This window comes from Gordonia sp. 34D, from assembly GCF_056682775.1.
In genome coordinates this window covers 1,854,471-1,874,050 of record NZ_CM155293.1, presented here as the reverse complement: position 1 = coordinate 1,874,050, position 19,580 = coordinate 1,854,471, and the positions used below count along the sequence as shown (strand labels likewise).

Below are 19,580 nucleotides of genomic sequence, written 5' to 3'. Positions count from 1 at the left end.
TTGGCTGTGTTCGGTGGAGATGAATCTGTGAGTACGTGGCGGGAACTGTTGGGCCGCCAACATCGCGCGTCGATGGTGGTGATGGCCGGTGGCGTGGCACTATTTGCGATCAACGTCTATCTGACGACGTCACTGCTGCCGAGCGCGGTCGCCGACATCGGAGGCGAAGATCTTTACGCCTGGACCATGACCGTGTTCCTGGTGGTCTCGGTGATTTCCTCGATGCTGGTGAGCCGGTGGCTGTCGAAAATCGGAGCGCGCACGTCGTATGTGATTGCCCTGTCGTTGTTCGCGGCGGGCACGGTGGTTGCGGGCGCATCCCCGACGATGACAGTGATGCTCGTCGGCCGGGCGCTCCAAGGATTCGGTGCCGGACTGCTTGGCGGCCTTGGCTTTTCCGTGGTGCGACTCGTTCTGCCACCGCACCTGTGGCAGCGGTCGATCGCGCTGATGTCGGCCATGTGGGGTGTCGGTAACTTCGTTGGACCCGTCGTCGGTGGATTCTTTGCGCAGATCCATTTTTGGCGCGGCGCATTCGTGTTGCTTGCCGCATTCGCATTCGGCTTGATCGCGTTGACGCTGCGCGCCTTGCCCGCCGACGGTTTGCGGATCGACGGTGACGGTCGTTCCGTGCCGTGGGCATCCCTTGCCCTGCTGACCGCTGCCGTCGGGGCGATCAGTGTCGCGTCGCTGCTGGACGGCACGACGATGTGGATTTTGGTGGCCGCGGCGGTCCTGCTGGGTGCGGTCTTCCTCGGGTGGGAACGTCGCGCTTCGTCGACCATCTTGCCTTCGATGACGTACCGCGGCGCATCGCCTTTGCGGTGGATCTACCTGGCGATCGTGGTGCTTGCGGCGGTTTCGACCGTCGAAACTTTCTTACCGCTGTTCGGCCAACAACTCGGTGGCCTTGGCCCGCTAGCCGCCGGCTTCCTCGGTGCGGCGATCTCCTGGGGTTGGACGGTGTCGTCGATCGCGTCGAGTGGGATCGAGAGTGATTGGGGACGACGCGCAGTTCGTCTCGGCGGGCCGATCGTGCTTGGTGGCGGCCTCGTCGTTTATGGCTTCCTACAGATGAACAACCCGTCGATCGGCGTGATCGTGGCCTGGTACGGGGTGCTGTTCGTCAGCGGCTGCGGCATCGGTATGGCTATGGCTCACTGGTTTACCGCGGGTCTGCGCGTGACCGACGACCCGGCCGAGGCTGCCCAGGCATCCGCCGGGCTCAACACAACTCAGCTCATTGCTAATGCGTGTGGTTCGGCGTTGGCAGGCCTGCTGGTTGCAGTGGGCGGCCCAGACATGGTCGGTTCGGCCAAAACCCTCAGCTTCGGCTTCGCCGCCCTCGCCTTCGTCGGCATCGCGATCGCGCTACGCGAGTTTGCCGTCGATCGGCGCAGGCAGGCAACGATCTGACGAAGGGCTGCGTTAGGTGTCGCTCAATCGCGTTGGGTGTCGGCTTCAATCGACACCCAACGCGATGCGGTGACACCTAGCGCGATGAATCTGGCTAGGCGGCGAGCAGTGCGTCGATCTGGTTGATGGCTCCCGAGGCACCCTCGATAACGCCCATGTCGAGGACCTTCTGGAGATCGTCGGCGGAGGCGAAGGTCGATTGGTAGACCGTGCGCGTGCCAGTGTCGGTTGCGGTGAAGGTGTAGTGATTCGTCGATACCGGCATGTTGTCCACCGGCTGCAGATCGTCGTCGGCGAAGCCGTCGGTAAACGAGAACGACGAGGTGGGGTCGATGCTGTCGAACTGCCACCAGCCGCCGAACTTCTGACCGTCGGGCGCCGTCATGTAGTAGCTGGCACGACCGCCGGGCTGGAAGTCGTGCTCAACAAAGGTGGCCGGGTAGTCCGGGGGTCCCCACACCTTTTCGAGTTGGCGTGGATTGGCGTAAACGTCCCACACGCGGTCGACTGGCGCGGCGAATTCGGCGGTGATGGTCAGGGTTAGTGCTGCGGTGTCCGATTGGACGTCGATGACAGGCATGATGGTTCCTTCGGTGGGGCCGCCAAGAGCTGGCGTGCGGGAATGTTGGTTTAGTCGTCTGCGTGGGGCGAGGCGAGGAGCTCGTCTACACGAGCGATATGGCCCCGCCAGATCTGTTCAATATCCGCCAGCATGGCGGACACCGATCGCACAGCTTGCACATCTCCGGACGCCAGTTGCTGTCGACCAACTCGCCGTTTGACGAGAAGACCCGCCCGTTCCAGGACGGCGACGTGCTTCTGTACTGCGGCGAAGCTCATGTCGTAGTTCTCCGCCAACGCTGTGACCGAGTGCTCCCCGGCGAGTACCCGACGCAGAATGTCGCGTCGGGTGCGGTCGGAGAGTGCGTGAAACAGGGCGTCTGCCCGATCCTCGTCGTTCTCGCTCACACCTCAAACATACAACCAAATGGTTGTATGTCAAGGGTCTTGGGCGGATTTTCTCGACGGCTAGGCCAGGTCGAAGCTGTGTGTCACCGCGCGGTTCCAGCCCTCGTACAGCCGGTCCCGGTCGCCGTCGCTCATCTGCGGTTCCCACTGGCCGCCACGGGCCCAGTTGTCGCGGATCTCGTCGGTGCTGCTCCAGTACCCGACGGCCAAACCCGCCGCGTACGCCGCACCGAGGGCAGTGGTTTCGTTGACGACCGGTCGCACCACCGGCACATCGAGGATGTCGGACTGAAACTGCATCAAAAGTTCGTTCACCACCATGCCGCCGTCGACCTTTAGCGTCGCCAGCTTGACACCCGAGTCGGCTTCCATTGCCTCGATGACTTCCCGCGTCTGATAGGCACTGGCCTCCAGCGCGGCGCGGGCAATGTGGTGCCGGTTGGCGAATCGGGTCAGTCCGACGATCACGCCGCGCGCATCCGGTCGCCAACGCGGAGCGAAAAGTCCGGAGAATGCGGGGACCAGGTATACGCCGCCGTTGTCATCGACGGCGCGGGCCAAATCCTCCACCTGTGGCGAGGAGTCGATGATGCCGAGATTGTCGCGCAGCCATTGGACCAGCGAACCGGTGACGGCGATCGATCCTTCCAAGGCGTATCGGGCTGGCTGGTCGCCCAATTGGTAACAGACCGTCGTCAGGAGGCCGTGCTTGCTTAACACCGGCTCCGTCCCCGTGTTGAGAAGCAGGAAGTTGCCGGTCCCGTACGTGTTCTTTGCCTCCCCGGGCTCAAGGCAGGCCTGGCCAAACATCGCTGCCTGCTGGTCGCCGAGGATGCCGCCCAGCGGGACATCGGGAAGCGAGCCTGCGGTGCGCAACTGGGCGATGACGTCCGAACTGGCATGGATTTCCGGAAGCATCGATTCGGGGATACCGAAGTCGGCGCAGATCTCCAGATCCCATTGGAGCGTGCGCAAATCCATCAGCATGGTCCGCGAGGCATTAGTGACGTCCGTGACGTGCACGCCACCGTCGATACCGCCCGTCATATTCCACGCCAGCCAGGTGTCCATCGTTCCGAACAGCAGGTCGCCAGCCTCGGCGCGGGCGCGGGCACCGTCGACATTGTCGAGGATCCATCGGATCTTGGGGCCGGAGAAGTAGGTCGACAGGGGCAACCCGGTGCGCTCGCGATAGCGATCCACGCCAATTTCGCCTGCCAATTCCTCGCACAATTCTGCGGTGCGCGTGTCTTGCCACACGATGGCGTTGTACACGGGCTCGCCGGTGTGTCGATCCCAGACGACGGTCGTTTCGCGTTGGTTGGTGATCCCGCAGGCGGCGACCCGATCGGGGTGCACTTGGGCGGACGCCAACGCGGCCGCGGCGACGCGTCGAGTGTTCCGCCAGATCTCCATGGGGTCATGTTCCACCCACCCCGCGCGCGGGAAGATCTGCTGGTGCTCGAGCTGTTCGCTGCCGATCACGCTGCCACTGCGGTCAAAGAGCATCGCCCTGGTTGAGGTGGTTCCCTGGTCGATTGCGGCGACATACTGAGCATCCAGATTCACGGGTCTTAGTCTCGCATGAGACCTCGTTACTCTCGGGTAGTCTTGGCATTTATGGACAGCGAGTTCAATCCCGATCGGCCCGCAGACCTCAGTCCGGCCTACCACGCCGAGGCGTGGCGTCGACTGGGGAGTGAACAGTTCGACATCGTCGTCATCGGCGGCGGAGTAGTCGGAGTGGGTGCCGCACTCGACGCCGCGACCCGCGGCCTTCGGGTGGCGCTGGTTGAAGCTCGCGACATTGCCTCGGGCACGTCGTCGCGTTCGTCGAAGATGTTCCACGGCGGCCTGCGTTACCTGGAACAATTTGAGTTCGGGTTGGTGCGCGAAGCTCTCCGTGAACGTGAACTGTCGCTACGCCTGCTGGCCCCGCACCTGGTTCGACCACTGCCGTTTCTCGCGCCGCTGACGCGCCGGTTCTGGGAACGTCCGTACATGGCGGCAGGTTTGTTCCTGTACGACCGAATGGGCGGGGCTAAGTCGGTTCCGGGGCAGCGTCACGTGTCGCGGTCCGGTGCCCTCCGTGTGGCGCCGAGCTTGAAGCGCGACTCGCTCATCGGTGGAATCCGCTACTACGACACCGTTGTCGACGACGCGCGCCACAGCATGACCCTCGCTCGCACCGCGTCGCAGTACGGTGCCGTGATTCGCACATCCACGCAGGCAGTCGGCTTTATCAAGGAAGCCGATCGGGTCATGGGTGTGAAGCTTCGCGACTCCGAAACCGGTGAGACAACCGAGGTTCGCGGACACTGCGTCATCAACGCGGCGGGCGTTTGGACTGACGAAGTCCAGGCGCTATCCAAGCAGCGTGGCCACTTCAAGGTGCGTGCCTCCAAGGGCGTACACATCGTGGTCCCTCGCGATCGAATCGTCTCTGAAACCGCCATTATTCTGCGGACCTCGAGCAGCGTGCTGTTCGTCATTCCGTGGGAAACCCACTGGATCATCGGGACCACCGACACCGACTGGAACCTCGATCTGGCGCACCCTGCCGCCACACGCAAAGACATCGACTACATCCTCGACCGCGTCAACCAGGAACTGGTGACCAAGCTGACGCACGACGACATCGAAGGCGTGTACGCGGGCCTACGCCCACTGCTTGCGGGGGAAGACGATCAGACGTCAAAGCTTTCGCGTGAACACGCCGTGGCGGTTGTTGCCCCCGGTCTTGTTTCGATTGCTGGCGGCAAGTACACGACGTATCGAGTGATGGGTGCCGACGCCGTCGAGGCCTGCAACGATTACATTCCGACACGCGTAGCGCCGTCGATCACCGAACGAGTGCCGCTGGTCGGGGCCGACGGCTACTTCGCACTGATCAACCAGTGCGAGCACCTCGGTGAACGATTTGGGTTACACCCGTACCGGATCCGACGACTTCTGAATCGATACGGTTCCCTGCTCGACGATGTCCTCTACTACGCCGATGCGGACGAATCGTTGCTTGAGCCACTGACTGCCGCACCCCAGTACCTGCGTGCCGAGGTGGTGTACGCGGTATGGGCTGAGGGCGCGCTGCACCTCGAAGACGTCCTTGCTCGGCGCACTCGTATCGCGATCGAGTACAGCCACCGCGGGGTGGATTGCGCGCAGGAAGTGGCCGACCTCATGGCACCGATTCTGGGCTGGTCGGACGACACGATCGCGTGGGAGGTTTCGAACTACATCGCTCGCGTGGAAGCCGAGATTGCGTCGCAGCGGCAGCCCGACGACGAGTCGGCTGACGCACTTCGGGCTGCGGCCCCCGAATCCCGCCGAGAGATCCTGGAACCGGTACCGGTCCCGACCGATTAAGCTGGAACCCACTCGTTCGTCGAGCCAACGGCGGGGAATAGTCGGACACCTCACAGACCAATTGCCCTGTGCAGAAGGGGCTTTGTCAGCAAGGATGGAAGCATGAGTGCGCAGCCGGTTGAGAACCTTAGTCCTGAACAAGCTTGGGAGCTTCTGGGAGGAAGCGTTATTGCTCGGTTGGCGGTGAGCGTCGACAACTACCCAGACATCTTCCCGCTCAACATCTACGCTGCAGACGGCAAAATTCTGTTCTGGACCGCCGAGGGCACCAAGCTGTCCGAACTCGCCGTCAACAGTCGCGTTGCTGTGGAAACCGATGCCTTCACCTCTCGCATCGGGTGGAGCGTCGTCGCCAAGGGCCACGCACGGATCCTGACCACGTCCGCTGAGATCGAAGCTGCGAGTAAGACGCCGTTGGACCCGTGGATTCCGTTGCCACGCACCACCTATGTCGAGATCGATGTCGACGAGATCACCGGCCGCCGTTTCGTTTTCGGCGATGACGGCGACCGAGAAATCCGCTAGTCAGGTTCGGTGACGGTGGCCGCGGGATCCAGCGGCCGCGTCATCGACCACGTTTCGGTCGAGACGGAACGCGACATTTTCCATTCGCCATCTTCAATGACGTAGTCGTCGTCGTATTCAATATTGGCGATGGTCTCCGTCTGCATCAGCAAATTCACCTGACGGAAGCGGAGCGTCCACCGGCCAGTAGCGGTGGCCTCCCCGGTCAAGGTGATATCCGGGTGCATGCCGTGGTGCATGTCGAAGATGACGTGCTTTCCGTCGACGGTATAGAGCGCGACCTTGGCGAAAATGTCGACCATTGGGGCGACGTCGTCGAAGGCACCCATTCGGCCGTAGTCGATCCGGGCACCCTTGGCGATGAAGCAGTCGCGGAACCCTTCCGGATCTTTGCCGTCGCACGCGCGCCAATAGCGGTACTTGAGCGCCTTGATGGCCTCGACGTTCTCGATGGCGGTGATGCGTGCGGCCAGATCCATGGGTTCTCCTGTGATTGTGCGGGCGAGGTTAGCGGGGCAGGTAGTTCAAGCGCAGGCCGCGGGGTGTGGTGGCAAATCCGGCGGCCACGAGGTGCTCACCAAAAGCGGTTCGACGCACCGGGTCCGAGTCGACGTGATCGATGTGGATGCGGCCGATCGCCCCGTTTACGACTGCTTGGTGCAATCGAACTGCCGCAGACGCGAGCGTTTCCGGATCGTCGGTAAAAGTCAGGACCGTTTTGCCGCCCCGTTCCACAAAGACGCTCGCGAAACCGCCGACCAGGATCACCACGGCACCCGGCTTTCGGCCCGGGCGATGCCCAGACTCGGAGGTGCGATCGGGCCAGGGCAAGGCGGCACCGTACGGATTGGCGGGGTCGGTAGCGGCCAACAACACAGCGTCGCTCCGCTGGTCCCGCGACGGTAGAGCGTACTCGCGAAGCACGTCGACGGTATGCCCGGCGGCAAACTGCGCACCACCGAGACCGTCGATGTAATAGCCTCGTCGCACCTGGCCGCCGTCCTCAAAGACAGACAGCGCCTTGTAAATGCGTGCGAATCCGCCCTCGGTGCCCTCGGTCGTTACCGATCCCTTGGTCACGACGCCATAGCGATCCAAGAGGATCTCACAGGTCGCGGCCGCTCCCGTCGTGGCATCGATTTCGGCGCGCTGAATCCGTGACCATCGGCCACCAACGTTGGCTGGCGTCGCCGTGGGACTGCCCGCACCGGAAAGATAGTGCGACGAAAGTCGTGCCGCGCGTAGTCGTGGGGCGCGGCCTCGCGACCGGTGTGCAGAGGTCGCTGTCGTCTTGGTGGTGCGCGGCGGATTCATGGCCGCTCTCACCACGGAGAAGGAATCGTTGGTGATTAACCCGGCCCAAACCAGGTCCCACAGGAGGTCGGGGAGATCTGATTCGGTGACGGGATGGTTGGCGGCGACCGCGTCGAGCAGTTCTCGGTAGCGAAGCGCACCGCTGTCGCCGAGCGCCGCCAGAATTTCGATGTGTGCGGGCGTCAATTCGAAGTCGTCTGGCGCGGTGAGGGTGAGCGGCGCGGCGTCGGCAACATGAAGGGCCACCCAGCCGTCAGCACCGCCGATGGCGCCATGTCCCGACCATAGGACTTCGCCAGATGAGAGCAGTTCGTCGAGCATCGACGGCTGGTAGTTCTCGACCCGCGCCGGCAGAACAAGTGACTCCCACGCCGATGCCGGAATAGGCTGCCCGGCAAGCTGTTCGACAGCACTGACAACTCCGCCGACGCCCTTGAGTCGGTGCGGCCCGGTGACTTGCTGCCAGCCGAGAAGAAAACGCGCATAGGTATCCGCCGACACCGGTTCGACCTCCGCGCGCCCCGCCGCCAGCGACCCGCGTCGCAACTGCGAGAGCACATCGGCATGGCACCACTGCGGTTCGTGTTCGGCGGTGTCAGTACGGACAAACTCGCCCTCGATGACAGTGCGCCGTCCGGCTAACTCGTCCAGGGCACGGACAACCACCGCCGGTGCCATCCCCAGTCGCTGCGCGACATCGACTGCGGTGAACGGACCGTGCGTGCGCGCGAAGCGGTGAACCAGGTCGGATACTGGATCGCCCGCCGAGGTCAAGTAGGCAGAGGGCACGCCGAGCGGGACTGGGAGACCGAGACCGTCGCGGAGGCGGGCGGCGTCGTCGACGGCGGCGAACGACGGCTGCCCGCGCACGCTGACCTCGATCACCTGGCCGACAGCAGTGAGTGAGGCGAGCAGGTCGAGGACTGGTTGATCCCCCCGATAGCGGTCGTTGATCTCGTCAGCGGTGCACGGACCCAACCAGCGCAACAGGTCGACGACGTCTTGGCCGTCGCGGGCCTGTCGTGACGGATCGGTGCGCTGCAATCGTGCGACGACATCGGCGATCACGACGGGATCGAGTAGTTCGCGCAGGTCCACACGACCCAAAAGTTGAGCAAGGAGTGCGGTGTCGAGCGACAGTGCAGTGGCACGACGTTCGGCGAGAGGCGCGTCGTCGTCGTAGATGAACGAACCCGCATAGCCGAGGAGCATCGACGCGGCGAACGGCGACGGCGCTGCCGTCTCTACCTCGGTGATCCGGATCTTGCGCTGGCCGATCCGCGTGAGGACGTCAGTCAGGGAGGGAAGGTCGTACACGTCCGCCAGGCATTCGCGAACCGTCTCGAGGATGATCGGGAAGTCTGGGAATCGGGAGGCGACCGCGAGTAGCTGGGCGCTGCGTTGCCGCTGTTGCCAGAGCGGTGCCCGTCGGCCGGGGTCGCGCCGCGGTAGTAGCAGTGCACGCCCGGCACATTCCCGGAAGCGCGACGCGAACAGTGACGAATTAGCCAGGGCCGCAGTCACTTCGGCTTCAATGTCGGCCGGGTCGACGACGAAAACCTCCGCGCCGGGCGGGACGTCGTCGGTATCGGGGAGGCGGACGATGATGCCATCGTCGGTGGCGGTGGTCGCACCGTCCAAGCCGAGGCGAGCCGACAGTGCGGCGGCAATCGCGCTACCCCACGGTGCATGAACCCGCAGACCGTAGGGGGAATGCAAGACAAGCCGCCAGTCGCCGAGTTCGTCGCGGAAGCGTTCCAACACGAGAGTTCGGTCCGTGGGTAGGACGCCGGTGGCTGCCTGCTGATCGGCGATCAGCGCAGCCAAGTTAGTTCGAGCGTTCTCACTAAGACCAAGATCGGTAGCTAGCGCATCGAGTTTGTCTCGATCGCCCGCTGCGCCGACAAACTTGCCGATCGCCGCACCCAATTCGGCGGGCCGTCCCACACTGTCGCCGATCCAGAACGGCAGGCGACCGGGAACGCCAAAGGCAGGGGACACGAGGACTCGATCATGGGTGATCTCCTCGATGCGCCAACTCGATGCGCCGAGGGCAAAGATATCCCCGACGCGCGACTCGTAGACCATCTCTTCGTCGAGTTCGCCAACCCGGCGCGGCTGTCCCTTTGCTTCGGTGGTGCCGTCGCCCGAACCCGAACCGACGAGAAAGACGCCGAACAGGCCGCGGTCGGGAATCGTGCCGCCGGACGTGACTGCCAACCGCAGGGTGCCACGACGTGCAATTAGGGTCTTGGCAGCGCGGTCGTAGTCGACGCGTGGTCGTAGTTCGGCGAACTCGTCGGATGGGTAGCGCCCGGAAATGAGGTCGAGGACGGCGTCGTACACGTCGCGGGTGAGCGTCCGGTACGGCATGGCACGCCGGACTGTCGCATACCAGTCGTCGACGTTCAGGTCGGCGACGGCCGTGGCGGCGATGGTTTGTTGGGCAAGGATGTCGAGCGGATTGGTGGGGATCGACAGCGCCTCAATCTTGCCGGCCAGCATGCGCTGAGCGGTCACCGTGCAGTGCAGGAGATCGGTGCGGTGTTTTGGGAACAGGATTCCTTGGCTGACTTCGCCGACTTGGTGGCCGGCACGACCGACGCGCTGCAATCCGGCCGCCACAGACGGCGGCGCCTCAACCTGGATCACGAGGTCAACCGCGCCCATGTCGATGCCGAGTTCCAGTGAGCTGGTCGCCACCACGCAGCGTAGGCGGCCGGACTTGAGAGCGTCCTCAATGTCGGCACGTTGATCCTTGCTGACGGAACCATGATGTGCCCGCGCCAAGACGGGCGGCGCTCCGCCGGTATTGCCACTGCCACCGACGTACGAGGGCATGCCGCCGGGAACCTGCGGGTTGGGGGCGGCGTCGGCCGTGACGCCTGCGCGTTCGGCGGCAATTTCGTTGAGGCGCGCCGTTAACCGTTCTGCGAGGCGACGGGAATTGGCGAACACGATGGTGGCGCGGTTGGCTTCGATTTGGTCAACGATTGCCGTTTCCACATGCGGCCACAGGGAACCAGCGGTGGGGGAGAAGGCGTCGTCCAGCCCATCGACACCGGTATCCGGGGGCGGGATGTTGACCATGTCGGGGACTGGAACGTCAACGCTCAGGTTGAACGTTTTGGTCGCGGGGGGCTTCACAACGGTGCAGCCCGCGCTGCCCGATAGGAACTCAGCGACTAACTCCTCCGGACGGACCGTTGCCGAGAGGCCAATGCGTTGGGCGGGCGCGTCGAGTAATTCGTCGAGGCGCTCAAGAGACAGCGCCAAGTGTGTACCGCGTTTGGTTGCCGCGACGGCGTGCACTTCGTCGACGATGACCGTGGTGACGGTGGTGAGGGTCTCACGGACTGCCGAGGTCAGCATCAGATATAGCGACTCGGGAGTGGTGATGAGGATATCGGGAGGGTGCGTCTGCAGGCGACGACGCTGGGCCGGAGAGGTGTCGCCGGACCGGACGCCGACAGTAATCGATGGCGCGTCAAGGCCGAGGTTGGCGGCGGCATGCGCGATCCCCACCAGTGGTGCCGAAAGGTTGCGTTCTACGTCGACCGCTAGTGCCTTCAGTGGCGATACGTACAGAATCCGAACGCCTTTGGTGAGCGGGGCGGTTTCGGGACCGGGGTCCGTGAGACGTTCACGATGGAGTGAGTCGATAGCCCAGAGAAATGCAGCAAGGGTCTTGCCGGAGCCAGTGGGGGCGACGACGAGGGTGTTGCTGCCGCGGGCGATGGACGTCCACGCGCCTGACTGTGCTCGAGTTGGCTTCCCGAACACATCGGCGAACCAGCGTTGGGTAGCCGGGTGCATGCTCTTGAGAATCGACGAACCCTGTGCCACGGGTCCATTCAAGCGCATACCCCCGACATTCGGCTCGTGTCGATCAACGCGAGACGGTATCGGGGGTATGCGGTCGCACAACTAGCGAGCGTGCGTTGCTAGGACGAGGCGCCCTTGCCGTTCCACTCAATGACGGTCCAACCCTTGGTCGGGGTGCCCTTGACGACGATGATGCCGGTGTTGCGGATCGGGTCGGTGCCGAGTTTGCTCATGTCGACGCCCTTGGCAGACATGATGACCCAAGCCATCATGGTGCCGCCGTGCGAGAAGATCACGGGGCGCTTGCTGCCGCGGTTCTTAACGTCCTGGAGGGACTTGTCGAAGCGAGCCTTGAACTCGTGGCCGTTGATCGAGCCGGGAATGCGGGCATCGAGGTCGCCCTGCATCCAGCGCAGCGGTGAACTGAAGTAGCCGCGCTGTGCTTCGCTTTCCTTCTGGCCTTCGTAATCGCCAGCTTCGATCTCGTGGAAGCCGGGTTCAACGATGACGGGCAGATTGCGGAGCGCGGCGAGCGGCTGCGCAGTCTGCTGGGTGCGGATCATCTTGGAGGCGTAGATGCCGTCGAACTTGCGGTTGGCGAGCAGCGAGGCAACGGCTGCAGCCTCGGCCTGACCCTTGGCAGTCAAGCCTGGGCCGGGGGTGGATGTGTCGATCAGTCCGGATGCGTTGCCTGCTGACTCGGCATGGCGGACAAGGGTGACGAACATTTCGCCGGTCTGCGGTGCCGCGACAACGGTACCGGTGCCAGCGAACAGCATGGCGATTGCCGCGAAGATCGCGGTGATCACTGCCGAGAGGCGAGTGGATTTCTAGTGCATGGCGTTCCATTCAGAAAGGGGACTGTCCACACATCGGGGAGGTGATGTGCTTGTAGTCACAATAGGCAAACTGTCTACCGGCACGCGAACTTTCGAACTTTTGAACTGGAAAAATGGGACACCACTGTCGAATTCTGGCGCGGTGGGGCCAAGAATTGTCAGAGGCCGGTGCCATTATCTGCGCATGAACCACCGGGACGATTCGTATAGGGACGCTCACCTGGTTATCCCGGTCGACGCCGCGCGTTGGTGTGCCAGTCAACCTTATGCGATTGCGGTCCTTGACGATGTCGTCGAAGTCGACCTTGATTGGTGGAACCAAAGGCTCGCAGCATCGCGAATCCCTGCACGCCTTACGGGGCGAGGCCCTGATGGCCAGCAGGTGCGGGAGGGGATGGCGTATATCCGAAGGGGAGATCTCGAACCCGGCGTTCCCGGGCTACCTCTCGGCGATGAGCCCGAACTCGACCGCCTCTATATGTGTGCGGCGTGGTTGGCCGATCACCCGCGCCGAAGGAGCGTCCGTCGATTCGTAGATATCAACGACCCAAGCGATCCCGGCCGGCCCTTCGTCGCGATCGAACGGGCGCTAGTGGCCTGTCGGAGTGCGCCAGCGTTGTTTGCCGCGGCGGCTTATCGCGATTGGTCGGGATGGCCCACCGCGCCGGGAGTGGGGCACGCGCTGATGTCGTTGTACTGCTGGGCTATTCACGACGGCGACGTCGACCGTCCGCAACTGCTCGACGCCGATGCCGCGGGGAGCCTCACCTGGCACGGTTGGATGGTCAACGGCTCGGTATCCGGGTTCTCGGTTCACAAGTACGCCCGGTACAGCGCGCTACTCCATCGATGGGCGGGGCAGGCGTCCGTGCGGCCGGAGCTGGTCGAAATGTGGCTGAATCGCGAATGGCACGGACGCCTGGCCAAGGCGTCGCTGCGCCGTGACGGGTCGGCTTTGTGAACTAGGCGACTGCAGTGCTTTCACGACGACTGCGATACCGTCAACGCTAAGTGAAACGTGTTCCAGTTTGGGAGGCTTAATGTTCGAGTGGTCTGAAGAGGATCTAATGATTCGCGACGCGATTCGCGGATTCATCGACAAGGAGGTGCGACCGAACCTCGAAGGGCTCGAATCCGGCGAGCTTCCGCCGTTCGGGATTCTCCGCAAAATGATGGCGACCTTCGGCATCGATGCGATGAATGCCGAAAGCCTCCAGAAGGAACTGGCCGCGGAAGAAGCCGGTGAAGAAAAGAAGGCGGGCGGGTCCAATAACCTCGCCAACTCCATGTTCTTGATCATGAACATGGAGATGGCTGGCGTTAGCCTCGGCCTGATTGCCTCGATGGGTGTCTCGGTGGGCCTGACCGTGTCGACAATCAAGTCTCGCGGCACCCTCGAGCAGAAGAAGCGCTGGCTACCCGAACTGGTCACCATGGACAAGGTTGGCGCATGGGCCATCACTGAACCCGACAGCGGCTCCGATGCCTTGGGCGGCATGAAGACCACGGTTCGTCGTGACGGCGACGATTACATCCTCAAGGGCAACAAGACCTTCATTACTAACGGTCCCAACGCTGACACCATCGTCGTTTTCGCCAAGCTCGACGAGGGCGACGGTACCCCGATGCGCGAGCGCAAGGTGCTGACCTTCGTTCTTGATTCGGGAATGGAAGGCCTCACGCAGGGCAAGGCCTTCAAGAAGATGGGCATGATGAGTTCGCCGACCGGTGAGCTCTTCTTCGACAACGTCCGCGTCTCGAAGGACCGTCTGCTCGGTGAGACCGAAGACCTCGGCTCGGACAAACGTGGCGGGGACAGCGCCAAGGCCGGTTTCACGGCCGAGCGCATCGGGATTGCGGCACTGTCGCTGGGCATCATCAACGAATGCCAGCGTCTGTCGATCGACTACGCCAAGACCCGCACCCTGTGGGGCCAGGAAATTGGCAAGTTCCAGCTCATCCAGCTGAAGCTGGCTGAGATGGAAATCGCTCGCCTGAACGTGCAGAACATGCTGTTCGTCGCGATGGAGGCATCGAAGGCTGGCAAGCCGCCGACGCTCGCGCAGGCGTCTGCCATGAAGCTGTACTCTTCGCGGGCAGCCACGGAGGTCGCGATGGAAGCCGTGCAGTTGTTCGGTGGTAATGGCTACATGGCCGAGTACCGCGTCGAGCAACTTGCGCGGGATGCCAAGTCGCTGATGATCTACGCCGGGTCTAACGAGATCCAGGTGACACATGTTGCCAAGGGTTTGCTGGCCTGACTCACCTGTCGTTCCTGTGAAGGGTGCCCACCGATTTTTCGGTGGGCACCCTTTCTTTTTGCTCTGCTCGACGTTCGGTAAGGCGATGAGCGATTTGCGCTAATTGGGGCAATATCTGCAGGTAGGAGTTATGTGAGGTGATGTCGTGTCGGTTTGTGCGACGTGATTGTCGACTGAACAGACCAAAGCTGCATGCATTTGTGTATCGAGCGAGGTTTTCGTGACGTCCAGCAAATCTGAACATGGCATTGCGTAGCCGGTGTCCATAGATTGACGCGGAAGGTCAAGCGCGACGCAGATCACTTTCACTGGCGAATTGCCGACGTCGCAACAACGAGGAGGATGCGTGAACCCCACCAATGCGCTGCGACGATTCGCAGCAGGAGCGGCGATCGTCGCAGTTGGCGCGACGACGGCTCTTTCCGGTGCCGGTGCGGCAAGCGCCGACACCGTCGGTCCGGCGACCGGCAGCAGTGATGCGGTCAACTTCAGTCGCACGGTCAGCGGAGCGAAGGTCGTTGGTGGTGCGATTCCTAACGGCGAGGTCATCACCGTCACGAACACGTTGAACCGTAAATTGGGCTGGCTGATCTACTACGTCAAGGACACACATCCGACGTGCATGCAGGCGGTTCCCAACACTGCGGTGTGGACGGTAAGTGGGAAGACGTACACGAACAATCCGAATCACCCAGGCATCCAGAAGTCCGGTGAGTTTAGTGATGGTCCGGGCTGGGCCCAGATCAAGCCCGCGGCAGTGAACTCGTGGGAAAGCATTAAATGGTCGCAGGACTACTTCTTGAACTGCTCGGTGGGCACCCTGAACACCGGCGGCGTCGAGTACGACACCACGTGGGTTGGCGACAAAGGTAACCATCCGAACGTTGGCCCCAACCTCACTCTGACCCCGGGCATTCCCGGAATCGTGGCGGCTCCGCAAGATGCATCCGTCGCCAACGAAGTGATGATCACCGTCAAGAATCCCGACGGCAAAGCCGGCGACCGCGTTGCCCTGACGTCCAACGGCAAGACTCTCGACGGCTGCGGAAACCTTGAATTGACGGCCAATCGCATGGTCACGTGCACCTGGGTGCCGAAGAAGTCTGGCAACTACCCGCTGAAGGCCGTGATCTCGAGTGACCCGGCGGTAACCGTGACCGGCTCGATCTACGTCTCTGACAGCGGTGCCGGCAGCCTCGGCGGAGGAAGTTCCGACACCGGAAGCCTTAACGGGATCCTCTTTACCGGCAGCGTCAGCTGACGTTTCCGCGCAAGGCAGCTTTCGGCTGACCAATTCAACCAATGACTCTAAGGAGGGGTGTCGCATGACGACATTTCGACGCTCGGCTGCGGTTATCGCAGCGGGAACAGCAGCACTAGCTTTCGCCGGAGTGACGGCGGGGTCGGCTAGCGCCGAGACCGTCGGACCGGTATCAGGCGAGAACGACACCATGAAGTTTCAGCGGTCGGTATCTGGAGATGCAATCCAAGGCACCACCGTGCATGTCGGTGACACGATCACGGTGACCAATCGTATTGATCGGAAACTCGCTTGGATGCTGTACAGCGTTAAGGACGTACATCCGACCTGTATGGAAGCAGTGCCCGAGACGTCGGTGTGGACTGTCTCGGGAAAGACCTATCGCAATGTCCCGGGCGGTCCGAACTACAAAAGTGAGATTACTTCTGGTCCGGGCTGGGTGAAGGTTACCGGTGGTACTGCTTGGAAACCTCCTCTCGTATGGAGTCAGGACTACATCGTGAACTGCGACCCGGGAGACTTGAACACCGGTGGCGTGGAGTGGAAGTCGACTAATGAATTTGAGAAGAACCGTGCCCATCCAGACGCAGGTCCAAGTCTCACGGTGGTAAAGCGCTCAAATCCTGGCGGCGGCAATAACGGTGGGGGAGATAACGGAGGCGGCGGAAACGGCGGCGGCTCGGGCAGCCTCGACACCGGCAGCCTCAGCAGCCTTTTCGGCTAATCTTCACTAAGGACGAACACATGAACCTCAAGAAGAACCTCATCGCTGCGGCCGGTGTTGTCGGTGCGGCAGCCATTGCGATCCCACTCAGCGGCGTTGTTGCAGCGCCGGCAATGGGTGCGCCAGATTCCGTCTCGTGGTCGGATGGCAATTCCAGTTTCGAGCGATCGGTCAGCGATTCGACTCCGGCTGTCGGTGACACGATCACCGTAACCACACGGTTCCAGCGCAAGGCTTCAGATGAGTACATCTACAACTACAAGGACCTTACGAATTCCTGCCTCAACTATGTCGCTGGTTCGGCCAAGTGGGAGGGCGGCAGTATTGCATCCGTGAATTCCTCGGTGGCTGGCGAGGTTCGCGTGGAAGCGCCGAACGTTACGTCGTGGCGCGTCCCGTTGGGTGGTACGAAGCGTTCTATCAGCGTGCAGTACACCGTGACAGGAGACTGTGCCACCGGCGACGGCATGCTCACCACCATGCATTACGGCGGATCGCTCGGAAGCGGCATTTACAACAACCCCAAGCGGGGTCCGGTGATCACCGTCGCCAAGATCAACAAGACTAACTCGTCGACCTCAGTCTCGGTGAATCCGTCGCCGCGGGCCACCGTCGCTTCCACGGTCACCGCGCGCATCAGCGCTACCGGCAAGACTCCGACCGGCTCCGTTGACTTCTTCAACAACGGCACCAAGATCGGTACTGGCGCTGTTTCCAACGGCACGGCGTCGACGACTTGGACTCCGAATGCCGCTGGCGCCTACTCGATTAAGGCTGTGTACTCGGGCGACGCCTACCTCAACGCCTCCACCTCAGAGATCGACTCGGGCACCGTCGCTGCGGCACCTGGTGCCGAAGATCCGGCGAACGCGACCGATCTTGATCTGTCGACCAGTGCAACCGTTGCACCCGGCACCAAGGTGACCGTGACCGGTAAAGCTGGCGCACGCACCACAAAGGTCGCCATCAAGGTCGGCGGCGTCGATCAGCCCTGCTCGCCGGTTACAGTCACGGCAGGTGGCACGTTCTCATGCGAGTTCACCACCACTTCGGCGATGGACGGTAAGACGGTCACCGTGACCCCGTACAACGGCATGAATGCTGGTGCCACGCAGACTGCCGGTCGCCTGTCCGTCGAGACTGGCGACAACCCCGGCGACGGCGAAAACCCGGGTGACGGCGAAAACCCGGGTGACGGTGGTGACAACACCGGCGGCAGCCTTGGCGGAATCCTCGGCGGTGCCTTCGGCAGCCTTGGCTAGAGATCTGCGGTAGCTGACTGAAGAGTCACCTGCCTAGCACGACAAAAGAGCCTCGGACCTCCCGGTCCGGGGCTCTTTTTCGTTCGTCTTTCAGCGCTTTTCTGTCACATCCACGGGCTGGGAACCGACCAGACCGTCACCGATCGGGGTGATTGGTGACGGTCTGGTCGAATCGTGACAGAAAAGCGGAGGTTGGCCGCTAGGCGTCGACGGGGACGGGGGCCTTCGTGTATGCGAGGAAGCGGTCGTCGACCGGGCCCTTGCGGAGTTGCTTCACGTCGGACGAGACGGCCATCGTCATGGTCCACGGTGAGACGGTGCCTTGCTTGGGTAGGCCGTCGAGCGCGCGCTGGACGTAGCCGGCACCGAAGTCGAGGAGCGGGCGCGTCGGCATCCCGGGGTCGGGGATTGGCTCGACCGAGGTGTAACCACCCTCGTCCATGTGCGTGAGAACCCGGCACATGTACTCACACAGCATGCCGATCTTCAAGGTCCACGACGAGTTGGTGTAGCCGATGGCCAAGGTCCAGTTCGGGACTCCCGACAGCATTGCGCCGCGGTAGGCGATCGTGTTGGAGAGGTCGATCGGGTCACCGTTGCGGCTCAACGACATACCGCCGAACATCTGCAGGTTGAGCCCGGTGGCGGTGACGATGATGTCGGCCTCCAGGACTCGTCCGTCCTCGAGTTCGATCCCGTTCCCAACGAATCGCTTGATCCGCCCGGTCTCGATCGAGGCGGTGCCCTTCGTGATTGCTTTGAAAAGGTCGCCGTCGGGAACCACGCAAAGTCGCTGGTCCCACGGGTTGTAGGGCGGGTTGAAGTGGGTGTCTAGGTCGTAGTCGCGCGGTAAGAGTGAGGCGTTGGTCGCGCGGATTACCTTGCGTGCCGTCTTTGGAAAGCGTTGGCACAGTTGGAAAACAACCCTCTGCTGCATGATGTTCTTTTTGCGGCTCAGGGCAAATCCGCGCTTGGCGCCGAGAGTCTTCTTCATCGCATTGGCGATCGCATCCTCGCGAGGCAAGGGGATCACATAGGTGGGGGTGCGCTGCAGCATCGTGACGTGCCCGGCTTCGCCAGCCATCGACGGCACCAGCGTTACCGCGGTGGCACCGGAGCCGATAACCACGACCTTCTTATCCGCGTAGTCGAGGCTTTCGGGCCAATGCTGCGGGTGCACGATCTGACCCTTGAAATCGTCCCGACCGGCGAACTCTGGGGTGAACCCCTCTTCGTAGTTGTAGTAGCCGGTACCGGCGAAGATCCAGCGCGCCTTGACCACCGACGTCTCGCCGGTGTCGTTGTGTCGCACGGTCAGCGTCCACAACTGTTCGCTGTCCGACCAGTCTGCGGAGACCGCGCGACGGTTGAAGGCGATTCGCGACTCGATGTTGTCGTCGGCGACGGCTTCGCGGAGGTAGTCGACGATGCGCGGTGCGTCGGCGATGGCCTGCGGGTCCGTCCACGGCTTGAATTCGTAACCGAAAGTGTGGAGATCGGAATCCGAGCGGATACCCGGGTAGCGGAACAGGTCCCAGGTTCCGCCGATGCTGTCGCGGGATTCCAGAATCGCATAACGCTTACCGGGGTGCTCGACGGTCAGGTAGTGGGCGGCACCGATGCCGGAGATGCCCGCGCCGAGGATGGCGACGTCGAGGGGACTCCCGCCCAGGATTTGGTCGGGGGTGGGGTTTGCGGTCATGTCGAGATCCGTTCGTCCGAGTTGGTGTCATCCAGCTTCGTTATCAATGATCGTTGGTAACGCCACCGCATGCAAGATCATGATGCACCATATCGGGGGTAAAAATGATGCAGAAT

15 protein-coding genes are annotated in these 19,580 nt (G+C 62.5%); 8 read left to right on the top strand and 7 right to left on the bottom strand.

Features of this window, described 5'->3' with window-relative positions; translation table 11 throughout:
- The first annotated feature begins 27 nt into the window (after window positions 1–27).
- On the top strand, window positions 28–1,416 hold the full coding sequence (locus tag AC1L34_RS08635; RefSeq protein ID WP_424323087.1) for an MFS transporter: 1,389 nt from the start codon (window positions 28–30) through the stop codon (window positions 1,414–1,416).
- Window positions 1,417–1,510: 94 nt separating this feature from the next.
- On the opposite strand, the gene AC1L34_RS08630 is transcribed toward AC1L34_RS08635, so the two are convergent.
- The 3 genes from AC1L34_RS08630 to glpK are packed head-to-tail and all read right to left on the bottom strand — an operon-like array spanning window position 1,511 to window position 3,894.
- Window positions 1,511–1,996 carry an SRPBCC family protein gene (locus AC1L34_RS08630; RefSeq protein ID WP_424323086.1) on the bottom strand — a complete coding sequence of 162 codons (486 nt, stop codon included), beginning with the start codon at window positions 1,994–1,996 and terminating at the stop codon, window positions 1,511–1,513.
- Window positions 1,997–2,046: 50 nt separating this feature from the next.
- The gene (locus AC1L34_RS08625) at window positions 2,047–2,385 is read right to left on the bottom strand and encodes an ArsR/SmtB family transcription factor (RefSeq protein WP_424323085.1); all 339 of its coding nucleotides are present in this window, start codon (window positions 2,383–2,385) and stop codon (window positions 2,047–2,049) included.
- A gap of 60 nt (window positions 2,386–2,445) precedes the next feature.
- Window positions 2,446–3,894 (bottom strand): glycerol kinase GlpK, encoded by a 1,449-nt coding sequence (gene glpK, locus AC1L34_RS08620; protein WP_480035327.1) that lies wholly within the window; start codon window positions 3,892–3,894, stop codon window positions 2,446–2,448.
- A 111-nt stretch (window positions 3,895–4,005) separates the two neighbouring features.
- Here glpK and glpD point away from each other — a divergent pair, with 111 nt between their 5' ends.
- Entirely contained in the window at window positions 4,006–5,751 is a 1,746-nt protein-coding gene (glpD, locus tag AC1L34_RS08615) for a glycerol-3-phosphate dehydrogenase (RefSeq protein ID WP_424295239.1), read from the top strand.
- Between the two features lie 102 nt (window positions 5,752–5,853).
- Window positions 5,854–6,276 (top strand): pyridoxamine 5'-phosphate oxidase family protein, encoded by a 423-nt coding sequence (locus AC1L34_RS08610; RefSeq protein WP_424295237.1) that lies wholly within the window; start codon window positions 5,854–5,856, stop codon window positions 6,274–6,276.
- On the opposite strand, the gene AC1L34_RS08605 is transcribed toward AC1L34_RS08610, so the two are convergent.
- The 3 genes from AC1L34_RS08605 to AC1L34_RS08595 form a co-directional block, all read right to left on the bottom strand.
- The gene (locus AC1L34_RS08605) at window positions 6,273–6,755 is read right to left on the bottom strand and encodes a nuclear transport factor 2 family protein (RefSeq protein ID WP_424324307.1); all 483 of its coding nucleotides are present in this window, start codon (window positions 6,753–6,755) and stop codon (window positions 6,273–6,275) included. The genes AC1L34_RS08610 and AC1L34_RS08605 overlap by 4 nt on opposite strands.
- A 28-nt stretch (window positions 6,756–6,783) precedes the next feature.
- Window positions 6,784–11,454: an ATP-dependent helicase gene (locus AC1L34_RS08600; RefSeq protein ID WP_424325631.1), complete on the bottom strand. Its 4,671-nt coding sequence runs from the start codon at window positions 11,452–11,454 to the stop codon at window positions 6,784–6,786.
- 80 nt (window positions 11,455–11,534) lie between these two features.
- Window positions 11,535–12,224, bottom strand: coding sequence for a histidine phosphatase family protein (locus tag AC1L34_RS08595; RefSeq protein WP_424293965.1), 690 nt, complete (start codon window positions 12,222–12,224; stop codon window positions 11,535–11,537).
- 28 nt (window positions 12,225–12,252) lie between these two features.
- Here AC1L34_RS08595 and AC1L34_RS08590 point away from each other — a divergent pair, with 28 nt between their 5' ends.
- From AC1L34_RS08590 to AC1L34_RS08570, 5 genes are all read left to right on the top strand, one after another.
- Complete coding sequence (locus AC1L34_RS08590; RefSeq protein WP_424323081.1) at window positions 12,253–13,215, top strand: 8-oxoguanine DNA glycosylase OGG fold protein; 963 nt, start codon at window positions 12,253–12,255, stop codon at window positions 13,213–13,215.
- Window positions 13,216–13,294: 79 nt separating this feature from the next.
- A complete protein-coding gene (locus AC1L34_RS08585; RefSeq protein WP_424293967.1) occupies window positions 13,295–14,515 on the top strand; it encodes an acyl-CoA dehydrogenase family protein in 1,221 nt (406 codons plus the stop codon).
- 346 nt (window positions 14,516–14,861) lie between these two features.
- Window positions 14,862–15,776, top strand: a complete 915-nt coding sequence (locus AC1L34_RS08580; protein ID WP_424323080.1) for a hypothetical protein — start codon at window positions 14,862–14,864, stop codon at window positions 15,774–15,776.
- Between the two features lie 64 nt (window positions 15,777–15,840).
- On the top strand, window positions 15,841–16,500 hold the full coding sequence (locus AC1L34_RS08575) for a hypothetical protein (protein WP_480035280.1): 660 nt from the start codon (window positions 15,841–15,843) through the stop codon (window positions 16,498–16,500).
- A gap of 20 nt (window positions 16,501–16,520) precedes the next feature.
- Window positions 16,521–17,762 carry an Ig-like domain-containing protein gene (locus AC1L34_RS08570; protein ID WP_424323078.1) on the top strand — a complete coding sequence of 414 codons (1,242 nt, stop codon included), beginning with the start codon at window positions 16,521–16,523 and terminating at the stop codon, window positions 17,760–17,762.
- A gap of 199 nt (window positions 17,763–17,961) precedes the next feature.
- On the opposite strand, the gene AC1L34_RS08565 is transcribed toward AC1L34_RS08570, so the two are convergent.
- A complete protein-coding gene (locus AC1L34_RS08565) occupies window positions 17,962–19,464 on the bottom strand; it encodes a flavin-containing monooxygenase (RefSeq protein WP_480035279.1) in 1,503 nt (500 codons plus the stop codon).
- Window positions 19,465–19,580: the final 116 nt, after the last annotated feature.

Coding starts and splice junctions, on each gene's coding strand:
- AC1L34_RS08630 (WP_424323086.1), bottom strand. CDS start 1,996: ATGCCTGTCATCGACGTCCAATCGGACACCGCAGCACTAACCCTGACC.
- glpK (WP_480035327.1), bottom strand. CDS start 3,894: ATGCTCTTTGACCGCAGTGGCAGCGTGATCGGCAGCGAACAGCTCGAG.
- glpD (WP_424295239.1), top strand. CDS start 4,006: ATGGACAGCGAGTTCAATCCCGATCGGCCCGCAGACCTCAGTCCGGCC.
- AC1L34_RS08610 (WP_424295237.1), top strand. CDS start 5,854: ATGAGTGCGCAGCCGGTTGAGAACCTTAGTCCTGAACAAGCTTGGGAG.
- AC1L34_RS08605 (WP_424324307.1), bottom strand. CDS start 6,755: ATGGATCTGGCCGCACGCATCACCGCCATCGAGAACGTCGAGGCCATC.
- AC1L34_RS08600 (WP_424325631.1), bottom strand. CDS start 11,454: ATGCGCTTGAATGGACCCGTGGCACAGGGTTCGTCGATTCTCAAGAGC.
- AC1L34_RS08590 (WP_424323081.1), top strand. CDS start 12,253: ATGGCGTTCCATTCAGAAAGGGGACTGTCCACACATCGGGGAGGTGAT.
- AC1L34_RS08585 (WP_424293967.1), top strand. CDS start 13,295: ATGTTCGAGTGGTCTGAAGAGGATCTAATGATTCGCGACGCGATTCGC.
- AC1L34_RS08575 (WP_480035280.1), top strand. CDS start 15,841: ATGACGACATTTCGACGCTCGGCTGCGGTTATCGCAGCGGGAACAGCA.
- AC1L34_RS08570 (WP_424323078.1), top strand. CDS start 16,521: ATGAACCTCAAGAAGAACCTCATCGCTGCGGCCGGTGTTGTCGGTGCG.
- AC1L34_RS08565 (WP_480035279.1), bottom strand. CDS start 19,464: ATGACCGCAAACCCCACCCCCGACCAAATCCTGGGCGGGAGTCCCCTC.